The organism is Tsukamurella sp. TY48, assembly GCF_019656655.1.
Classification (GTDB): domain Bacteria; phylum Actinomycetota; class Actinomycetes; order Mycobacteriales; family Mycobacteriaceae; genus Tsukamurella; species Tsukamurella strandjordii.
The window spans coordinates 522,002-536,732 of the sequence record NZ_BPMV01000001.1 but is presented as its reverse complement, the minus strand read 5'-3'; the positions used below and the strand labels follow the sequence as shown (position 1 = coordinate 536,732).

Here is a 14,731-nt window from a genome sequence, read left to right as displayed (position 1 = left end):
GCGACTCCCAACTAGTGAGATTGCATGCTTAACATCTGAGACGAAGCCTAGCGGATCGAAGTAACCCGGCCAAACGGTAGGCTCGCGGCATGCGCCTTGCACGAATCGCCAGCAGTGACGGAGTCGCGTTCGCGGCCATCGAGGGAGACCCGGACGACGGTGCGCGGGCACGCGAGATCTCCGAACACCCCTTCGGCACACCGGAGTTCACCGGGCGCAGCTGGGCTCTCGACGATGTGCGGCTGCTCGCGCCGATCCTCGCCAGCAAGGTGATCTGCATCGGCAAGAACTACGCGGCGCACGCCGCGGAGATGGGTGGCGAGGCACCCAAGGATCCGGTGATCTTCATCAAGCCCAACACCTCGATCGTGGGCCCGCTCGCGCCGATCAAGCTGCCCCGGAACTCACAGCAGGTGGACTACGAGGGCGAGCTCGCCGTGGTGATCGGCCAGCCGTGCCGCGATGTGGCCGCCGCACGCGCCAAGGACGTCATCCTCGGCTACACCGTGGCCAACGACGTGACCGCCCGCGATCAGCAGGCGCACGACGGCCAGTGGACCCGCGCCAAGAGCTACGACAGCTTCTGCCCGCTGGGCCCCTGGATCGAGACCGATTTCGACCCCTCGGACGCCCGGATCTACACCGAACTCGACGGCGAGATCAAGCAGGACTCCCGCACCTCGCTGATGATCCACTCGATCGGCGACATCGTGGAGTGGATCTCCTCGGTGATGACCCTGCTCCCCGGCGATGTGATCCTCACCGGCACCCCCGAGGGCGTCGGACCGATCCGCGCCGGACAGCACGTGGCCGTCACCGTCGAGGGCATCGGCACGCTCACCAGCCTCGCCGAGGACCGCTGATTACTCCCGGTCGATGATGCGCACCGTCCCCGGCTCGCCGGGGCGGTACGCCTCCCACGCGGGGTGCGCGGGGCGTCCCGTGGCCACGAATCCCGCGACGGCGCGGCGGATCCGCTGTGCCAGCGCGCGCGCTGCAAACGTCCGACTGTCGTCACTGAAGGTCCGGCGCCGAGCGCTCGAACCTCCGCGTGTGCACGGCGACTACGCTGGTAGCCGTGACTGAGCTCTCCTCGAACCCCGCCGTCCGCGTGCGCTTCTGCCCGTCGCCCACTGGTATCCCGCACGTGGGCATGGTGCGCACCGCGCTGTTCAACTTCGCGCACGCCCGCCATACCGGCGGCACCTTCGTCTTCCGCATCGAGGACACCGATGCCGCCCGCGACAGCGAGGAGAGCTACGCCGCGATCCTGGAATCGCTGCGCTGGCTGGGCCTGAACTGGGACGAGGGCCCCGAGGTGGGCGGCCCCTACGGCCCCTACCGGCAGTCCGAGCGCAAGGACCTGCACCTGGACGTGGTGCGCAAGCTGCTGGACGCGGGCCTGGCCTACGAGGCCTTCTCCACCCCCGAGGAGGTGGAGGCGCGGCACGTGGCCGCCGGCCGCAACCCGAAGCTGGGCTACGACAACTTCGATCGCGACCTCACGCAGGAGCAGCGGGCGGCGTTCGTCGCCGAGGGTCGCAGCCCCGTGGTGCGGCTGCGGATGCCCGATCGCGATCTCGCGTGGAACGACATGGTGCGCGGTGAGACCAGTTTCGCCGCGGGCAGCGTGCCCGATTTCGCGCTCACCCGCGCGAACGGCGACCCGCTGTACACCCTGGTCAACCCCGTCGACGACGCGCTGATGAAGATCACCCACGTGCTGCGCGGTGAGGACCTGCTCAGCTCCACCCCGCGGCAGATCGCCCTGTACGAGGCGCTGCAGCAGATCGGTGTGGCCGATTTCACCCCCGAGTTCGGGCACCTGCCGTTCGTGATGGGCGAGGGCAACAAGAAGCTCTCCAAGCGGGATCCGGAGTCGAACCTCTTCCACCACCGCGACCGCGGCTTCATCCCCGAGGGACTGCTCAACTACCTCGCGCTGCTCGGCTGGGGCATCTCCGCCGACATCGACGTCTTCAGCCTCGACGAGATGATCGCCGCCTTCGACGTGCACCGGGTGAACTCGAATCCCGCCCGCTTCGACCAGAAGAAGGCCGATGCGATCAACGCCGAGCACATCCGCCTGCTCACCGCCGAGGACTTCGCCGCCCGCCTGCGCGCCTTCCTCATCGAGCGCGGGCACGTCACCGATGCGCAGCTGGGACCGGAGTTCGCCACGGCGGCCGATCTGGTGCAGACCCGCATCGTGGTGCTGGGCGACGCCTGGGACCTGCTGAAGTTCCTCTACGTGGACGAGGCCGAGTTCACGGTCGATCCCGCCGCGGCCGCGAAGAACATCAAGGCCGATGCCGGCCAGGTGCTCGACGCCGCCTCCGAGGCGCTCGCCGGACTCGACGCGTGGACCACCGAGGCCATCGAGGCGGCGCTCAAGGGCAAGCTGATCGACGAGCTGGAGCTCAAGCCCCGCAAGGCCTACGCCCCGATCCGCGTGGGCGTCACCGGCTCGCCCGTGAGCCCCCCGCTGTTCGAATCGCTGGAGCTGCTGGGGCGCGAGCGCACCCTGGGCCGGCTGGCCTCGGCGCGTGCGCTGGTGCCCGCCGACGGTGCCGCGGGCCAGTAGGGGTTGACCAGCCGATTTGGCGTATCCGTTTCCGGTGGGTACGCTGAATCGCGGCTCAAAACGGGGTTGGAAACATCCCCGAGGCGAGTCATTGGCCTATGGTGTAATTGGCAACACAGCTGATTCTGGTTCAGCCATTCTAGGTTCGAGTCCTGGTAGGCCAGCGTGACAACGCTTCTGCGCGAGTGGAAGCGTGTCCTAGCCCCCGTCGTCTAGCGGCCTAGGACGCCGCCCTCTCACGGCGGTAGCGTGGGTTCGAATCCCATCGGGGGTACGTTCGATGTCGGTTGTGCTACCTTCATCGGCAGTTCTAGCCCCCGTCGTCTAGCGGCCTAGGACGCCGCCCTCTCACGGCGGTAGCGTGGGTTCGAATCCCATCGGGGGTACGCAGACGGATGGCCCGGACCACACGGTCCGGGCCTTCCGCGTTCTCCAGGAGTGCTCATGGCCGACACCGACTTCTTCGCCGCACTCGACGGCCTGCTCGCCTCGAGCACGGTGGTGATCGACCGCCCGCGCGGTACGGGGCACCCGCGATACCCGGCGATCGTCTACCCCGTGGACTACGGCTACCTCAACGGCACTGTGTCGGGCGACGGGCAGGGCATCGACCTGTTCCGCGGCACCGCCTCCGGACGGGGCGTGGTGGGCGCCTTCGTCATCGTCGATCCCGGCAAGCGGGACACCGAGATCAAGCTCCTCGTGGACTGCTCCGCCGCCGAGATCGATGCCGTGGACGGCCTTCTCGGCCGGCTCTTGCTGCCCCGGGCGTACCTCGCCCGGTGAGATCAGCGGTCGCGCAGCCGCTGCACCGCGGGGGCCATCGCATCCATCAGCTCCGAGCTCACCGTGAAACAGGAGATGCCGAACCGGTCACGGCGCTCGATCAGCTTGGCGCACAGGTCGTCGGGGTCGCCGGGGAGCCAGGCGAGGGAGTCGCGTTCGGCCAGACCGTCGGCGTGCGGGCCGAGGAAGTGTCGCGCGAAGGGCGGAACGTCGTCGCCGATCGCGAAGATCGACGAGGCGATCTCGACCCGGTCGGGCAGCGCCGAGGTGATCGCCTCGGCCTCGTCCGGCGTGGCCCCGGGGCTGATCGCCAGGGCGATGGTGTCGGCGCGGTCGGCGGCCAGGCGCAGGGCCTTGGGCCCGCCCGCCGCGACGAGAACCGGTGTGTGCGGCCCGGAGCCGTCCGCGGCGTCGAGGGCGTCGAGGGTGGCCGCCACCCGGGCCAGGCGCTCCGAGCCGGTGCCGAAGGGCACGCCGAGCGCCTCGGCATCCGCCGCCACATCCGGTCGTCCGGTGCCGATGCCGAATCGGAAGCGCCCGCCCGAGGTGGTCGCGAGGGAGTGCGCCTGCCAGGCCACATGCCGGGGATCGTGGAGCGGGGAAGCCAGCACGAAGGTGCCCACCTCCAGGGTGACGGTGGCGCCCAATGCCACCCCCGCGGAGGTCATCCCGTCGGGCAGCGGGTGGTTCTCGGGGAGGAACAGGCGGTGGAACCCCGCGGCCTCCACCGCGCGGGCCACATCGGGCCACGGGCCCTGGCCGGGAACGGGCATGGCGGTGACGCCGAAACGGAACGGATGCGGCATGAGGAGACCTCCGGGGCGGACGAATGTGCTCGCGTTCCACGCTACGCCCGCGGGACCGCTCCGCGCCGGTGGTCAGAGCCTGCGCTGCAGCGCTTCCGCGGCCTGGAGGAGGTCGGCCGCCCAGCGGGCGCCGGGGCGCCGTCCCATGCGGTCGATCGGCCCCGAAACGGAGATCGCGGCGATCACCTCGCCGCGGGCGTCCCGTACGGGGGCCGAGACACTCGCGACGCCCGCCTCCCGCTCGCCGGCGCTCTGCGCCCAGCCGCGCTTGCGGACCTCGGCGAGGGTGCGGTCGCTGAACGGCGCCTCGGTGGTGTCCGTCCACGCCGTGAGCACCTTCGCGCCGGATCCGGCGGTCATCGGCAGGCGGGTGCCCACGGGGACGGTGTCGCGCAGACCCGACGGAGGTTCCGCCGCCGCCACGCACACGCGGTGGTCGCCCTCGCGTCGGTACAACTGCACCGATTCGCCGGTGATCTCGCGCAACCGCGGCAGCACCATCACGGCGGCGTCGACGAGGGTGTCCGTGGTGCTGGCGGCCAACTCCCGCAGGGCGGTTCCGGGGCGCCAGAGCCCGTCTCCGTCGCGTGCGAGCAGGCCGTGCAGCTCCAGTCCCACCGCCAGACGGTGCGCCGTGGCCCGGGGGAGTCCGGTGCGCGCGCAGAGATCGGCGAGGCTCGCGGGCTCCTCGGCGGCGGCTCGCAGTACGGCCACCGACTTGTCGAGCACTCCGATGCCGCTCACCGGGGCGTGAGCCGGACTTTCGGTAGCGTCGGCCAGTGAGCTATTCTGTCCCATAGTTCGATACTAAGCTCTCGCATGGTGGGATTCAACGCGCAGCCCGCGTCCACCGGCGGAGCCCGATCGTAGGAGCAGGTGGAACCATGCAGCCGCGCACCATGGCCGAGAAGGTCTGGGACCAGCACGTCGTCGTCAAGGGAACGGGCGAGGGTGCCTCGCGTGAACCCGATCTCATCTACATCGACCTGCACCTCGTGCACGAGGTCACCAGCCCCCAGGCCTTCGACGGACTGCGCCTGGCCGGGCGGAAGGTGCGCCGGCCGGACCTCACCATCGCCACCGAGGACCACAACGTGCCCACCGACACGCTGGTCCAGCCCATCGCGGACGAGGTCTCCCGCACCCAGGTCGAGACCCTGCGCCGCAACTGCGCCGAATTCGGCGTGCGCCTGCACTCGATGGGCGACGGCGAACAGGGCATCGTGCACGTGATGGGACCGCAGCTGGGACTCACCCAGCCGGGAATGACGGTGGTGTGCGGCGACAGCCACACCTCCACCCACGGCGCCTTCGGCGCGATCGCCATGGGTATCGGCACCTCCGAGGTCGAGCACGTGCTCGCCACGCAGACGCTGCCGCTCAAGCCCTTCAAGACGATGGCGATCAACGTGACCGGCGAGCTGCAGCCCGGTGTCACCTCCAAGGACCTGATCCTGGCGATCATCGCGAAGATCGGCACCGGCGGTGGTCAGGGCTACGTCTTGGAGTACCGCGGCAGCGCCATCGAGAAGCTCTCGATGGAGGCCCGGATGACCATCTGCAACATGTCGATCGAGGCCGGTGCTCGCGCGGGACTGATCGCCCCGGATCAGATCACCTACGACTACATCCAGGGCCGCGAGCACGCGCCCAAGGGGGAGCTGTGGGACGAGGCCGTCGCGGCGTGGGACGCCCTGCGTACCGATGAGGGCGCCGTTTTCGACGCCGAGGTCGACATCGACGGCAGCGCGCTCACCCCGTTCGTCACCTGGGGCACCAACCCCGGTCAGGGCCTGCCGCTGAGCGGTTCGGTGCCCGATCCGGAATCCTTCGGGTCCGACGGTGAGCGGGAGACCGCCGCGAAGGCACTGCAGTACATGGGGCTCGAGCCCGGCACGCCGCTGCGCGAGATCGCCGTGGACACCGTGTTCGTGGGATCGTGCACCAACGGCCGGATCGAGGATCTGCGCGCCGTGGCCGAGATCCTGCGTGGGCGCACCATCGCCGAGGGCGTCCGAATGCTGGTGGTACCGGGTTCGATGCGCGTGCGCGCACAGGCCGAAGAGGAGGGCCTGGGGCAGATCTTCCTCGACGCGGGCGCCGAGTGGCGCCAGGCCGGATGCTCGATGTGCTTGGGAATGAACCCCGATCAGCTGGCACCGGGGGAGCGCTCCGCGTCCACCTCGAACCGCAATTTCGAGGGGCGGCAGGGCAAGGGCAGCCGCACGCACCTCGTCTCACCCGCGGTGGCCGCGGCCACCGCCGTGCGCGGCACCCTCTCCGCGCCCGCCGATCTGGCCCCCCTCGACCTCGCGGCCGCCGGCGCCTGACCGCCGCCACCGCCCGAGACCTCAGTCGTACCTAGGAGACACCCCCGATGGAAGCCATCGTCACCCACACCGGAATCGGCGTCCCCCTGCGCCGTACCAACGTCGATACCGACCAGATCATCCCCGCCGTGTACCTGAAGCGGGTCACGCGCACCGGATTCGAGGACGGCCTGTTCTCGGCCTGGCGCACCGATCCGAACTTCATCCTCAACACCGCTCCCTACGACCGCGGCTCCGTCCTCGTGGCAGGGCCGGATTTCGGCACCGGCAGCTCCCGCGAGCACGCCGTGTGGGCCCTGATGGACTACGGCTTCCGCGTGGTCATCTCATCCCGCTTCGCCGATATCTTCCGCGGTAACTCGGGCAAAGCCGGTCTGGTGGCCGCTCTGGTCGAGCAGGAGAACGTGGAACTGCTCTGGAAAGCCCTCGAGAACGAGCCCGGTTTGGAGGTCACAGTGGACCTCGAGGACCGCACGGTGACCGCTGGGGACCTTGTGGTCCCGTTCACCATCGACGATCCGGTTCGCCATCGGCTGATGGCCGGATTGGACGATATCGGCATCACTTTGCAGCAGGTCGACGCCATCACGGAATACGAAAACCACAGGCCTGCATATAAACCCGTCACTATTTAGTGTGACTCAATTGCGTGCGGCGGCCCCGGATCGAACCGGTGCCGCCGCACGCGATTCCGACACACCCTGGATCAAATATGGCGTGGCACTTGGATTGAATGCAATCCTGCGTTTACGGTATCCGTAGTTGGCTCAGCGGTGAGCCACCGACTGCAGAGGAAAAGCGTTCATGAACAAGGCAGAACTCATTGAGGAGCTCACCGAGAAGCTGGGCACCGACCGACGCACCGCCGGTGCCGCCGTCGAGGCGATCGTGGACACCATCGTCCGCGCGGTCCACGCCGGTGACTCGGTGACCATCACCGGTTTCGGCGTCTTCGAGCAGCGCAAGCGCGCCGCTCGGGTGGCTCGTAACCCGCGTACCGGCGAGACCGTCAAGGTCAAGCCCACGTCCGTGCCCGCCTTCCGGCCGGGTGCGCAGTTCAAGGCCGTGATCTCGGGTGCCGCCAAGCTCCCGGCCTCCGGCCCGGCCGTGCGCCGCAGCTCCGCCACCGCGACCCCCACGAAGGCCGCGAAGAAGACGGCGGCGAAGAAGGCTCCCGCCAAGAAGGCCGCACCGGCGAAGAAGACCGCCGCCAAGAAGGCCGCTCCCGCGAAGAAGGCTCCGGCCAAGAAGGCTCCCGCCAAGAAGGTCGTGCCCGCGAAGAAGGCTCCGGCCAAGAAGACCGTGACCAAGGCCGCACCCGCGAAGAAGGCTCCGGCCAAGAAGACCGTGACCAAGGCCGCGCCCGCGAAGAAGGCTCCGGCCAAGAAGGCTCCCGCCAAGAAGGCCGCGCCCGCGAAGAAGGCTCCGGCCAAGAAGGCCGCGACCAAGGCTCCGGCCAAGAAGGCGCCTGCCAAGAAGGCTCCCGCCAAGAAGGGCAAGAAGTAACGATTCCCGCCCACTGCCCCTGGACGCCTCAGTGCTCCAGGGGCAGTGGCGTGTCTATGTGATCCGCGGTGAGCAGCACGCCGTCGGCCGTGGTCACCACCCAGACGCTGGCCTTACGGTTGCGGGCGGCGGGCAGGCGCACATCGTCGGCTCCCGCCCACCAGGCGGTGAGGTCCGGGATCACCCCGCCCTGGCTGCACACCACGGGCACGATCCCCGAACGCTCGCCCTCCCGGGCGATCTCACGGATGCGTCGGTGCGCCGCGGCCGGATCCCGTGCATAGGCCTGTTCGGAGACGGTGGGCTCCTCGACGATCGGCAGGACCGATTCCTCAGCGAGCGGCTCGAGCGTCTGCTGGCACCGCACCGGCGGGGCCGACAGCAGCCTCCCGGGGCCGAAGGCGCCGCACAGGTCCACCAGGGCCTCGGCCTGGGCCCGCCCGTGCCGATCCAGCGGTCGCGCGAGATCGTCGCCCTGGTAACCCTGTTTGCGGCCCGCCTTGGCGTGCCGCACGATCAGCATCGTCGCCGTCGACGACGGTTGCTTGCCGAACTCCCGCAGGATGCGTTGGTCCATCGAGTAGGTGAGCAGCTTGCCGCCCTCCTTCACCGAGACCCAGCGCAGCTCGTCGGTCTCCTCGTTCGGGACGAACTCACCCGTGCCCGCCAGAGCGGACCAGTACACGACCCGCTTGCGCGCGGTGGCGCCGCTGCCGCCGTGCCGCTTGCGCCGGGGCACGTCGTAGGCCACCTTGCCCACGGCGCGCACGAACCGGGCCCGGAAACCGGTCTCCTCGACCACCTCCCGCAGCCCACCCACGACGGGATGCTCGTCGGCCTCCACGTGCCCCTTGGGCAGCGACCAGTCGTCGTAACGCGGACGATGCACCAGGGCCACCTCGGGCCCCGCCGGGCCGGGGCGCCACAGCACGCCCCCGGCCGCGTGCACCACCGGGCGGGTGTCCTTGCCGCGACCGCTCATCGGCGGCCGGCGCGGTGTGCGCGCATGAGCTCCCGCTGATGATCTCGCACGGGGTCGCCCGGGGTGGGGGAGGCGTTCCAGTTGCCGTCGGCGTCCAGCACCCAGCACCGGGTCGCGGGATCCAGTGCGGAGTCGAAGATGTCACCGAGTTGCTGGGTGAGGCGCGGATCCTTGACCTGGGCCATCACCTCGATGCGCCGGTCCAGGTTGCGGTGCATCATGTCGGCACTGCCGATCCAGAACTCGCCCGCGCCACGGAAGTGCAGGATCCGCGAATGCTCCAGGAACTGCCCCAGAATCGACCGTACGGTGATGTTCTCACTCACCCCCGGCATACCCGGCCGCAGCGCACAGATCCCGCGCACCACCACCTGCACGGGCACGCCCGCCTGGCTGGCGCGGTAGAGCGCATCGATCACCTGCTCGTCGACCAGAGCGTTGGCCTTGAGCCGGATTCCGGATTCCTTACCCGCCCGGTGCAGCTCGATCTCGTCGTCGATCCGGTCGATGATCCCGGACCGCACACCGTGTGGTGCAACCAACAGGTTCCGGTACTCCTCCTTGCGGGAGTAGCCGGTGAGCCGGTTGAACAGGTCCGTGAGATCGGCGCCCAGATCGGGATCGGCCGTCAGCAGGCCGACGTCCTCGTAGAGCCGCGCCGTCTTCGGGTTGTAGTTGCCCGTACCGATGTGGCAGTACCGGCGGATGTGCGATCCCTCGCGGCGCACCACCAGGCAGGTCTTGCAGTGCGTCTTGAGGCCGACCAGACCGTAGACCACGTGCACGCCCGCCTGTTCCAGCTTCCGGGCCCACTTGATGTTGGCCTGCTCGTCGAACCGCGCCTTGATCTCCACCAGCGCCACCACCTGCTTACCGGCCTCGGCGGCGTCGATCAGCGCATCGACGATCGGCGAGTCGCCCGAGGTGCGGTACAGGGTCTGCTTGATGGCCAGCACCTGCGGATCGGCGGCGGCCTGTTCGATGAAGCGCTGCACGCTCGTCGAGAACGAGTCGTACGGATGGTGCACCAGGACATCGCCTTCCCGGAGTGTGGAGAACACGCTCTTCGGCGTCTCCCGCTCGCCGAAGGCGGGGTGCGTGACCGGGACGAAGGGGGCGTCCTTGAGCGCCGGACGATCCACGCCGTACAGCTGGAACATGCAATTGAGATCCAGCAGTCCCGGCACGGTGATCACATCGGCGGGGTCCACGTCCAATTCGCGCAGCAGCAGCTCCAACATGTGCTCGGACATGTCCTCGGCCACCTCGAGGCGCACGGGCGAACCGAACCGGCGGCGTGCCAGTTCCCGCTCCAGGGCCTGCAGCAGGTCCTCGTCGCGGTCCTCCTCGACCTCGAAATCCGCGTTGCGCGTGATGCGGAAGACGTGATGCTCGACCACGGTCATCCCGGGGAACAGCACATCGAGATGTGCGGCGATGAGGTCCTCCATCGGGAGCACCGCGTTGTCCATCCGGTCGGCCCGCACGGTCACGAGCCGATCGACGTTGTCCGGCACCTTGATGCGGGCGAAGTGCTCGCCGCCAGACGTGGCATCGCGCACCGCCACCGCCAGATTCAGCGACAGTCCGCTGATGTACGGGAAGGGATGCGCAGGATCGACCGCGAGGGGAGTCAGCACCGGGAAGACCTGCGTGTGGAAGTACTCCGCGAGCCGCTCGCGTTCCTCCGCCGACAGATCGTCCCACCGCAGCACCGAGATGCCCTGCGCCGCCAGCTCCGGGCGCACGGCGTCGCTGAAGACCAGGGCGTGCTTGCGGGAGAGCTCCTGCGTGCGCTGCGAGATGAGCCGCAGCTGCTCGCGCGGCGACATGCCGTCGGCCGACCGCACCGACAGCCCCATCTGGTCGCGCCGCTTGAGCCCGGCCACGCGCACCATGAAGAACTCGTCCAGGTTCGAGGCGAAGATCGCCAGGAACTTCGCGCGCTCCAGCAGTGGCTGCGAGGCGTCCTCGGCCATCGCGAGCACGCGGGCGTTGAAGTCGAGCCAGCTGAGTTCGCGGTTGAGGTACCGGTCCTCGGGAAGATCACTGGCGGCCTCCGTGGGGGCCGCCGGCGGCGCCGCGGGGATGGCGGTGATCCGCCCGGGCAGAACCGAGGCCGGCTCGGATTGCGGCGCCGGTTCGGGCGCGGGATCGGGGGACTGCGGCTCGTTGGTCACCGCCCCATTCTGTCGTATCAGCAGCGCGAGTTCGACGCGATGCCGGGATCGCACGCGGCGATCGCCGCGGTGGTGTGAACTCCCAGCGCCGTGGGGGCCTTCAGATCGGCCGGGGTGTCGATGTCGGTGCGCAGGCCGGGCCACGGTCCGGCGAGGGCGAGTGCCCCGCCACCGGCGTGCGCGGACGCGGAATCCGGTCCGAACGCGGGGCGCAGCGCGTCGCCGGCGGGACTGAACAGCGCGGCCGTCCCGGTCCCGGCACGGTCGGGAACGAAGGCTCGGCGGCCACCGGCCGCCGCGAGGAAGGCCCGCAGCTCGTCGACGCTGACGCCCGGCAGGTCGGGCTGCAGGGCCAGCACGGCCACCTCGCCCTCCGCCCGCGCCGCCGCCGCCCCCGCGGACAGGGCGGCGTTCAGCCCGCCCGGAGAGGGCTCGGGCACCGAGCGGGCACCCGCGTCGTCGGCGGCGGCCCGCACCGCGGGATCGGGCGAGACCACGTACGCGGCAGTGATCTCCGGCACGGCGAGCGCCGCGGCGAGCACATCGCGCAGCATCGCCAGCACCAGCCCCGGCACCGCCTCGCGGTGGCCGTCGCCGGGCGCGGCGAACCGCGATTTCGCGGTGTCCAGCGCCTTGACGGCGGTGACGACCACGAGGGCGGGAGGCGCATCGGCGCCACGCGGTGCGGTCATGACCACCAATCTAGGCGGGCCGAACCCGGCCTGCCGACTGCGGGCGGGAGATACGCTCAACGTCGGGCTTCCGTCGCGGCAGGGCGGGATGCGGAACGTGATGCGAGAAGGGTGGGCCGAATGGTCGACGTTGCAGTGATGGGCGCCGGATCCTTCGGCACCGCGATGGCGAAGGTCTTCGCCGAGGCCACCCGTCCGGAACCGCACCGCGTCACCATGTGGTGCCGCCGCCAGGAGGTCGCCGATCAGATCAACGCGACCCGCATCAACGCGCAGTACCTGCCGGAGGGCGTGCTCCCCGAGAACCTCACCGCCACCCACGATCCCGAGGAGGCGATGCGCGGCGCGGGGCTGGTGGTGCTCGCCGTGCCCTCGCAGACCTTGCGCGCCAACCTCGCGGACTGGGGCCACCTGATCCCGCCGGACGTCACGGTGCTCAATCTCGCGAAGGGCATCGAGATCGGCACGCTGAACCGGATGAGTGAGGTGGTCGCGGAGGCGGCCGACATCGACCGCGATCGGATCGCCGTGCTCACGGGACCGAATTTCGCGAAGGAGATCGCCAAGCGCCAGCCGACGCTGGCCGTGATCGCCTCCACCAACGAGCGGCGCGCCCAGCACACCCAGTACCTCGTGCGCACCGACTACTTCCGGCCGTACACCAACGACGACGTGATCGGTTGCGAGATCGGCGGCGCCACCAAGAACGTGATCGCCCTGGTGTGCGGCATCGCCTCGGGCATCAACCTCGGCGAGAACTCGCGCGCGGCCATCATCACCCGCGGCCTGGCCGAGACGCTGCGGCTCGGCACCGCCCTGGGCGCGCAGCCGCTCACCCTCGCGGGGCTCGCGGGTGTGGGCGATCTGGTGGCCACCTGCAGCTCACCGCAGTCCCGCAACTTCAGCTTCGGCGCGCGGCTCGGCCAGGGGATGACCGTCGACCAGGCGCAGGCGGCCGCGCACGGCCAGGTGGCCGAGGGTGCCAAATCCTGTATCTCCATCGCCGATCTCGCACGCAAGGTGGGCGTCGAGATGCCGCTCACGGAGGCGGTGCGCGCGGTCTGTTACGACGGTGTGCCCGTCTCCCGTGCCATCGACGACCTGCTCAATCGCGATGTCGGTGGGGAGTGGCATCACCCGACCAGTGCGTAACCACGTGGCCCCGGCCGGGGCGCACCCGTAAGGTGGTCTGCCGTGACGGACTCGCGGATCAAGGTGGCAGTGGTTTTCGGCGGACGCAGCAGCGAGCACGCTGTCTCGTGCGTCTCGGCGGGCAGCATCCTCGGTCACCTCGATCCCGAGCGCTACGAGGTGGTGCCGGTGGGCATCACCTCGTCCGGTTCGTGGGTGCTCTCCGATGCCGACGCGCAGAGCCTGCGGTTCGCCGACCGCGCGCTGCCGAGCGTGCCCGAGGGGCCGACCGATCTGGCCCTGCTCCCCGGCGCCGAGCTGGTCTCCGTCTCGTCCGATGCGGCCGGCTCCGTGCTCGGTTCGGTCGATGTGGTCTTCCCTGTGCTGCACGGCCCGTACGGCGAGGACGGCACCCTGCAGGGGCTGTTGGAGATGGTGGGCGTGCCCTACGTGGGGGCCGGTGTGCTGGCCTCCGCGGCGGGCATGGACAAGGAGTTCGCGAAGAAACTCCTCGCCGCCGACGGCTTGCCGGTGGGCGACTTCCACGTGCTGCGCCAGCGCGACACCGAGGTGCCCGCCGACGTCCTGCATCGGCTCGGCCTGCCGCTGTTCGTCAAGCCCGCGCGGGGAGGATCGTCGATCGGCATCACCCGGGTCACCGATCTGGCGGCGTTGCCCGCCGCGATCGCCGAGGCCCGCCGGTGGGATCCGAAGGTGATCATCGAGGCCGCCGTGATCGGCCGTGAGGTGGAGATCGGTGTGCTGGAGCGCCCCGACGGCACCGTGCACGCGTCCGCGATCGCCGAGATCGAGATGGCCGCCGACGCGGAGCACTCGTTCTACGACTTCGAGACCAAGTACCTCGACGACCGGGCGCAGTACACCGTGCCCGCGAATCTCACCGACGACGAGGCCGCCGCGATCGGCGACCTGGCGGTGCGGGCCTTCCACGCCTTCGACGGCCAGGGCCTGGCCCGCGTGGACTTCTTCCAGACCGCTGACGGTCCGGTGATCAACGAGGTCAACACCATGCCGGGATTCACCTCCACCTCGATGTACCCGCGGATGTGGGCCGAATCGGGTGTGGGCTACGCCGAGCTGCTGAGCCTGCTGATCGACACGGCGCTCGCCCGCGGCACCGGCCTGCGCTGACTAGCGGCCCAGGTCGAGCGACGCGGCCTGGAGGTTCGCCCGGATCGCATCGGAGACGGCCTGGATCGCGGCGGTACCGGCGCTGTCCGGCACCCAGAGCGCCACGTAGGGCCGGTGATCCACCGCGACCCAGTAGGCGCCGCCGTTCGGGGCGGGCGCGCCCGCGGGCGTCGACTGCAGCCATTGGACCCCGTTGACCACCTGCAGCTTCGAGGTGTTGGTCAGGTCGGCCGGGCGATCGGTACCGCAGCGCACCTCGACGGCGCCGGCCTTATCGCTGGTCCAGCGGGCGAAGCCCGTGGGTTCGGTGGTGTCGTCGCGGCGGAAGACGCCCAGCTCCGCGGGGATCGCCGCGAGCAGTTTCCCGCACGCGGGTTCGCCGGCGGCGGGAGCCGAGACCGACTTCAGGTGGCCCGCCTCGGCGGTCGCGCGCAACTCGCCCTCCTTCTGCTGGGCGAGCACGAGGAAGACGGCGAAGCAGACGATCACCGCCACGGGGAGTGCCACGACCGTCGCCAGGAGGGCGGGGCTGCGGCGCTGGCGGGGCTCGGGGGCCTTGGTCTCGTCTGCGTTGTCCACGTT

At 69.9% G+C, this 14,731-nt stretch carries 14 protein-coding genes and 3 tRNA genes; 11 read left to right on the top strand and 6 right to left on the bottom strand.

The genetic code is table 11. The annotated features are described in order from the left end of the window. Positions 1-89: 89 nt before the first annotated feature. The 6 genes from TTY48_RS02625 to TTY48_RS02600 all read left to right on the top strand — a co-directional run bounded on the left by TTY48_RS02625 (position 90) and on the right by TTY48_RS02600 (position 3,370). The gene (locus TTY48_RS02625) at positions 90-863 is read left to right on the top strand and encodes a fumarylacetoacetate hydrolase family protein (protein WP_220656028.1); all 774 of its coding nucleotides are present in this window, start codon (positions 90-92) and stop codon (positions 861-863) included. Between the two features lie 215 nt (positions 864-1,078). Beyond that, positions 1,079-2,584 carry a glutamate--tRNA ligase gene (gene gltX, locus TTY48_RS02620; protein ID WP_220656027.1) on the top strand — a complete coding sequence of 502 codons (1,506 nt, stop codon included), beginning with the start codon at positions 1,079-1,081 and terminating at the stop codon, positions 2,582-2,584. A gap of 92 nt (positions 2,585-2,676) precedes the next feature. Beyond that, positions 2,677-2,748: transfer RNA gene (locus tag TTY48_RS02615), tRNA-Gln, on the top strand. Between the two features lie 37 nt (positions 2,749-2,785). After that, positions 2,786-2,858 (top strand) — tRNA-Glu (locus tag TTY48_RS02610). A gap of 39 nt (positions 2,859-2,897) precedes the next feature. Continuing rightward, positions 2,898-2,970: transfer RNA gene (locus TTY48_RS02605), tRNA-Glu, on the top strand. Between the two features lie 58 nt (positions 2,971-3,028). After that, a complete protein-coding gene (locus TTY48_RS02600) occupies positions 3,029-3,370 on the top strand; it encodes an inorganic pyrophosphatase (protein WP_220656026.1) in 342 nt (113 codons plus the stop codon). Between the two features lie 2 nt (positions 3,371-3,372). On the opposite strand, the gene TTY48_RS02595 is transcribed toward TTY48_RS02600, so the two are convergent. Together TTY48_RS02595 and TTY48_RS02590 are read right to left on the bottom strand one after the other, a co-directional pair. Then, a complete protein-coding gene (locus tag TTY48_RS02595) occupies positions 3,373-4,176 on the bottom strand; it encodes an LLM class flavin-dependent oxidoreductase (protein WP_220656025.1) in 804 nt (267 codons plus the stop codon). Positions 4,177-4,248: 72 nt separating this feature from the next. After that, complete coding sequence (locus TTY48_RS02590; protein WP_220656024.1) at positions 4,249-4,974, bottom strand: IclR family transcriptional regulator; 726 nt, start codon at positions 4,972-4,974, stop codon at positions 4,249-4,251. A gap of 86 nt (positions 4,975-5,060) precedes the next feature. Between TTY48_RS02590 and leuC the strand changes: the two genes are divergently transcribed. From leuC to TTY48_RS02575, 3 genes are all read left to right on the top strand, one after another. Further along, on the top strand, positions 5,061-6,506 hold the full coding sequence (gene leuC / locus TTY48_RS02585; protein ID WP_220656023.1) for a 3-isopropylmalate dehydratase large subunit: 1,446 nt from the start codon (positions 5,061-5,063) through the stop codon (positions 6,504-6,506). Positions 6,507-6,553: 47 nt separating this feature from the next. Further along, a complete protein-coding gene (gene leuD / locus TTY48_RS02580) occupies positions 6,554-7,141 on the top strand; it encodes a 3-isopropylmalate dehydratase small subunit (RefSeq protein ID WP_220656022.1) in 588 nt (195 codons plus the stop codon). Positions 7,142-7,310: 169 nt separating this feature from the next. Next, on the top strand, positions 7,311-8,012 hold the full coding sequence (locus tag TTY48_RS02575) for an HU family DNA-binding protein (RefSeq protein WP_220656021.1): 702 nt from the start codon (positions 7,311-7,313) through the stop codon (positions 8,010-8,012). A 28-nt stretch (positions 8,013-8,040) separates the two neighbouring features. Here the strand turns inward: TTY48_RS02575 and TTY48_RS02570 are convergent, their stop codons facing one another. The 3 genes from TTY48_RS02570 to cofC form a co-directional block, all read right to left on the bottom strand. Then, complete coding sequence (locus TTY48_RS02570; RefSeq protein ID WP_220656020.1) at positions 8,041-8,994, bottom strand: NUDIX hydrolase; 954 nt, start codon at positions 8,992-8,994, stop codon at positions 8,041-8,043. After that, a complete protein-coding gene (locus tag TTY48_RS02565; RefSeq protein ID WP_374758701.1) occupies positions 8,991-11,105 on the bottom strand; it encodes an RNA degradosome polyphosphate kinase in 2,115 nt (704 codons plus the stop codon). The genes TTY48_RS02570 and TTY48_RS02565 overlap by 4 nt, the downstream gene beginning before the upstream one ends. An 86-nt stretch (positions 11,106-11,191) precedes the next feature. Continuing rightward, positions 11,192-11,866 (bottom strand): 2-phospho-L-lactate guanylyltransferase, encoded by a 675-nt coding sequence (gene cofC, locus TTY48_RS02560; RefSeq protein ID WP_220656018.1) that lies wholly within the window; start codon positions 11,864-11,866, stop codon positions 11,192-11,194. 120 nt (positions 11,867-11,986) lie between these two features. On the opposite strand from cofC, the gene TTY48_RS02555 reads away from it, so the two are divergent. Further along, positions 11,987-13,018, top strand: coding sequence for an NAD(P)H-dependent glycerol-3-phosphate dehydrogenase (locus tag TTY48_RS02555; protein WP_220656017.1), 1,032 nt, complete (start codon positions 11,987-11,989; stop codon positions 13,016-13,018). A 42-nt stretch (positions 13,019-13,060) separates the two neighbouring features. Then, positions 13,061-14,149 (top strand): D-alanine--D-alanine ligase family protein, encoded by a 1,089-nt coding sequence (locus tag TTY48_RS02550; RefSeq protein WP_220656016.1) that lies wholly within the window; start codon positions 13,061-13,063, stop codon positions 14,147-14,149. Here the strand turns inward: TTY48_RS02550 and TTY48_RS02545 are convergent, their stop codons facing one another. Then, positions 14,150-14,728: a DUF3515 domain-containing protein gene (locus TTY48_RS02545; protein ID WP_220656015.1), complete on the bottom strand. Its 579-nt coding sequence runs from the start codon at positions 14,726-14,728 to the stop codon at positions 14,150-14,152. It abuts the gene before it with no gap. Between the last annotated feature and the right edge of the window lie 3 nt (positions 14,729-14,731).

Coding starts and splice junctions, on each gene's coding strand:
- TTY48_RS02625 (WP_220656028.1), top strand. CDS start 90: ATGCGCCTTGCACGAATCGCCAGCAGTGACGGAGTCGCGTTCGCGGCC.
- TTY48_RS02600 (WP_220656026.1), top strand. CDS start 3,029: ATGGCCGACACCGACTTCTTCGCCGCACTCGACGGCCTGCTCGCCTCG.
- TTY48_RS02595 (WP_220656025.1), bottom strand. CDS start 4,176: ATGCCGCATCCGTTCCGTTTCGGCGTCACCGCCATGCCCGTTCCCGGC.
- TTY48_RS02590 (WP_220656024.1), bottom strand. CDS start 4,974: ATGGGACAGAATAGCTCACTGGCCGACGCTACCGAAAGTCCGGCTCAC.
- leuC (WP_220656023.1), top strand. CDS start 5,061: ATGCAGCCGCGCACCATGGCCGAGAAGGTCTGGGACCAGCACGTCGTC.
- leuD (WP_220656022.1), top strand. CDS start 6,554: ATGGAAGCCATCGTCACCCACACCGGAATCGGCGTCCCCCTGCGCCGT.
- TTY48_RS02575 (WP_220656021.1), top strand. CDS start 7,311: ATGAACAAGGCAGAACTCATTGAGGAGCTCACCGAGAAGCTGGGCACC.
- TTY48_RS02570 (WP_220656020.1), bottom strand. CDS start 8,994: ATGAGCGGTCGCGGCAAGGACACCCGCCCGGTGGTGCACGCGGCCGGG.
- cofC (WP_220656018.1), bottom strand. CDS start 11,866: ATGACCGCACCGCGTGGCGCCGATGCGCCTCCCGCCCTCGTGGTCGTC.
- TTY48_RS02555 (WP_220656017.1), top strand. CDS start 11,987: ATGGTCGACGTTGCAGTGATGGGCGCCGGATCCTTCGGCACCGCGATG.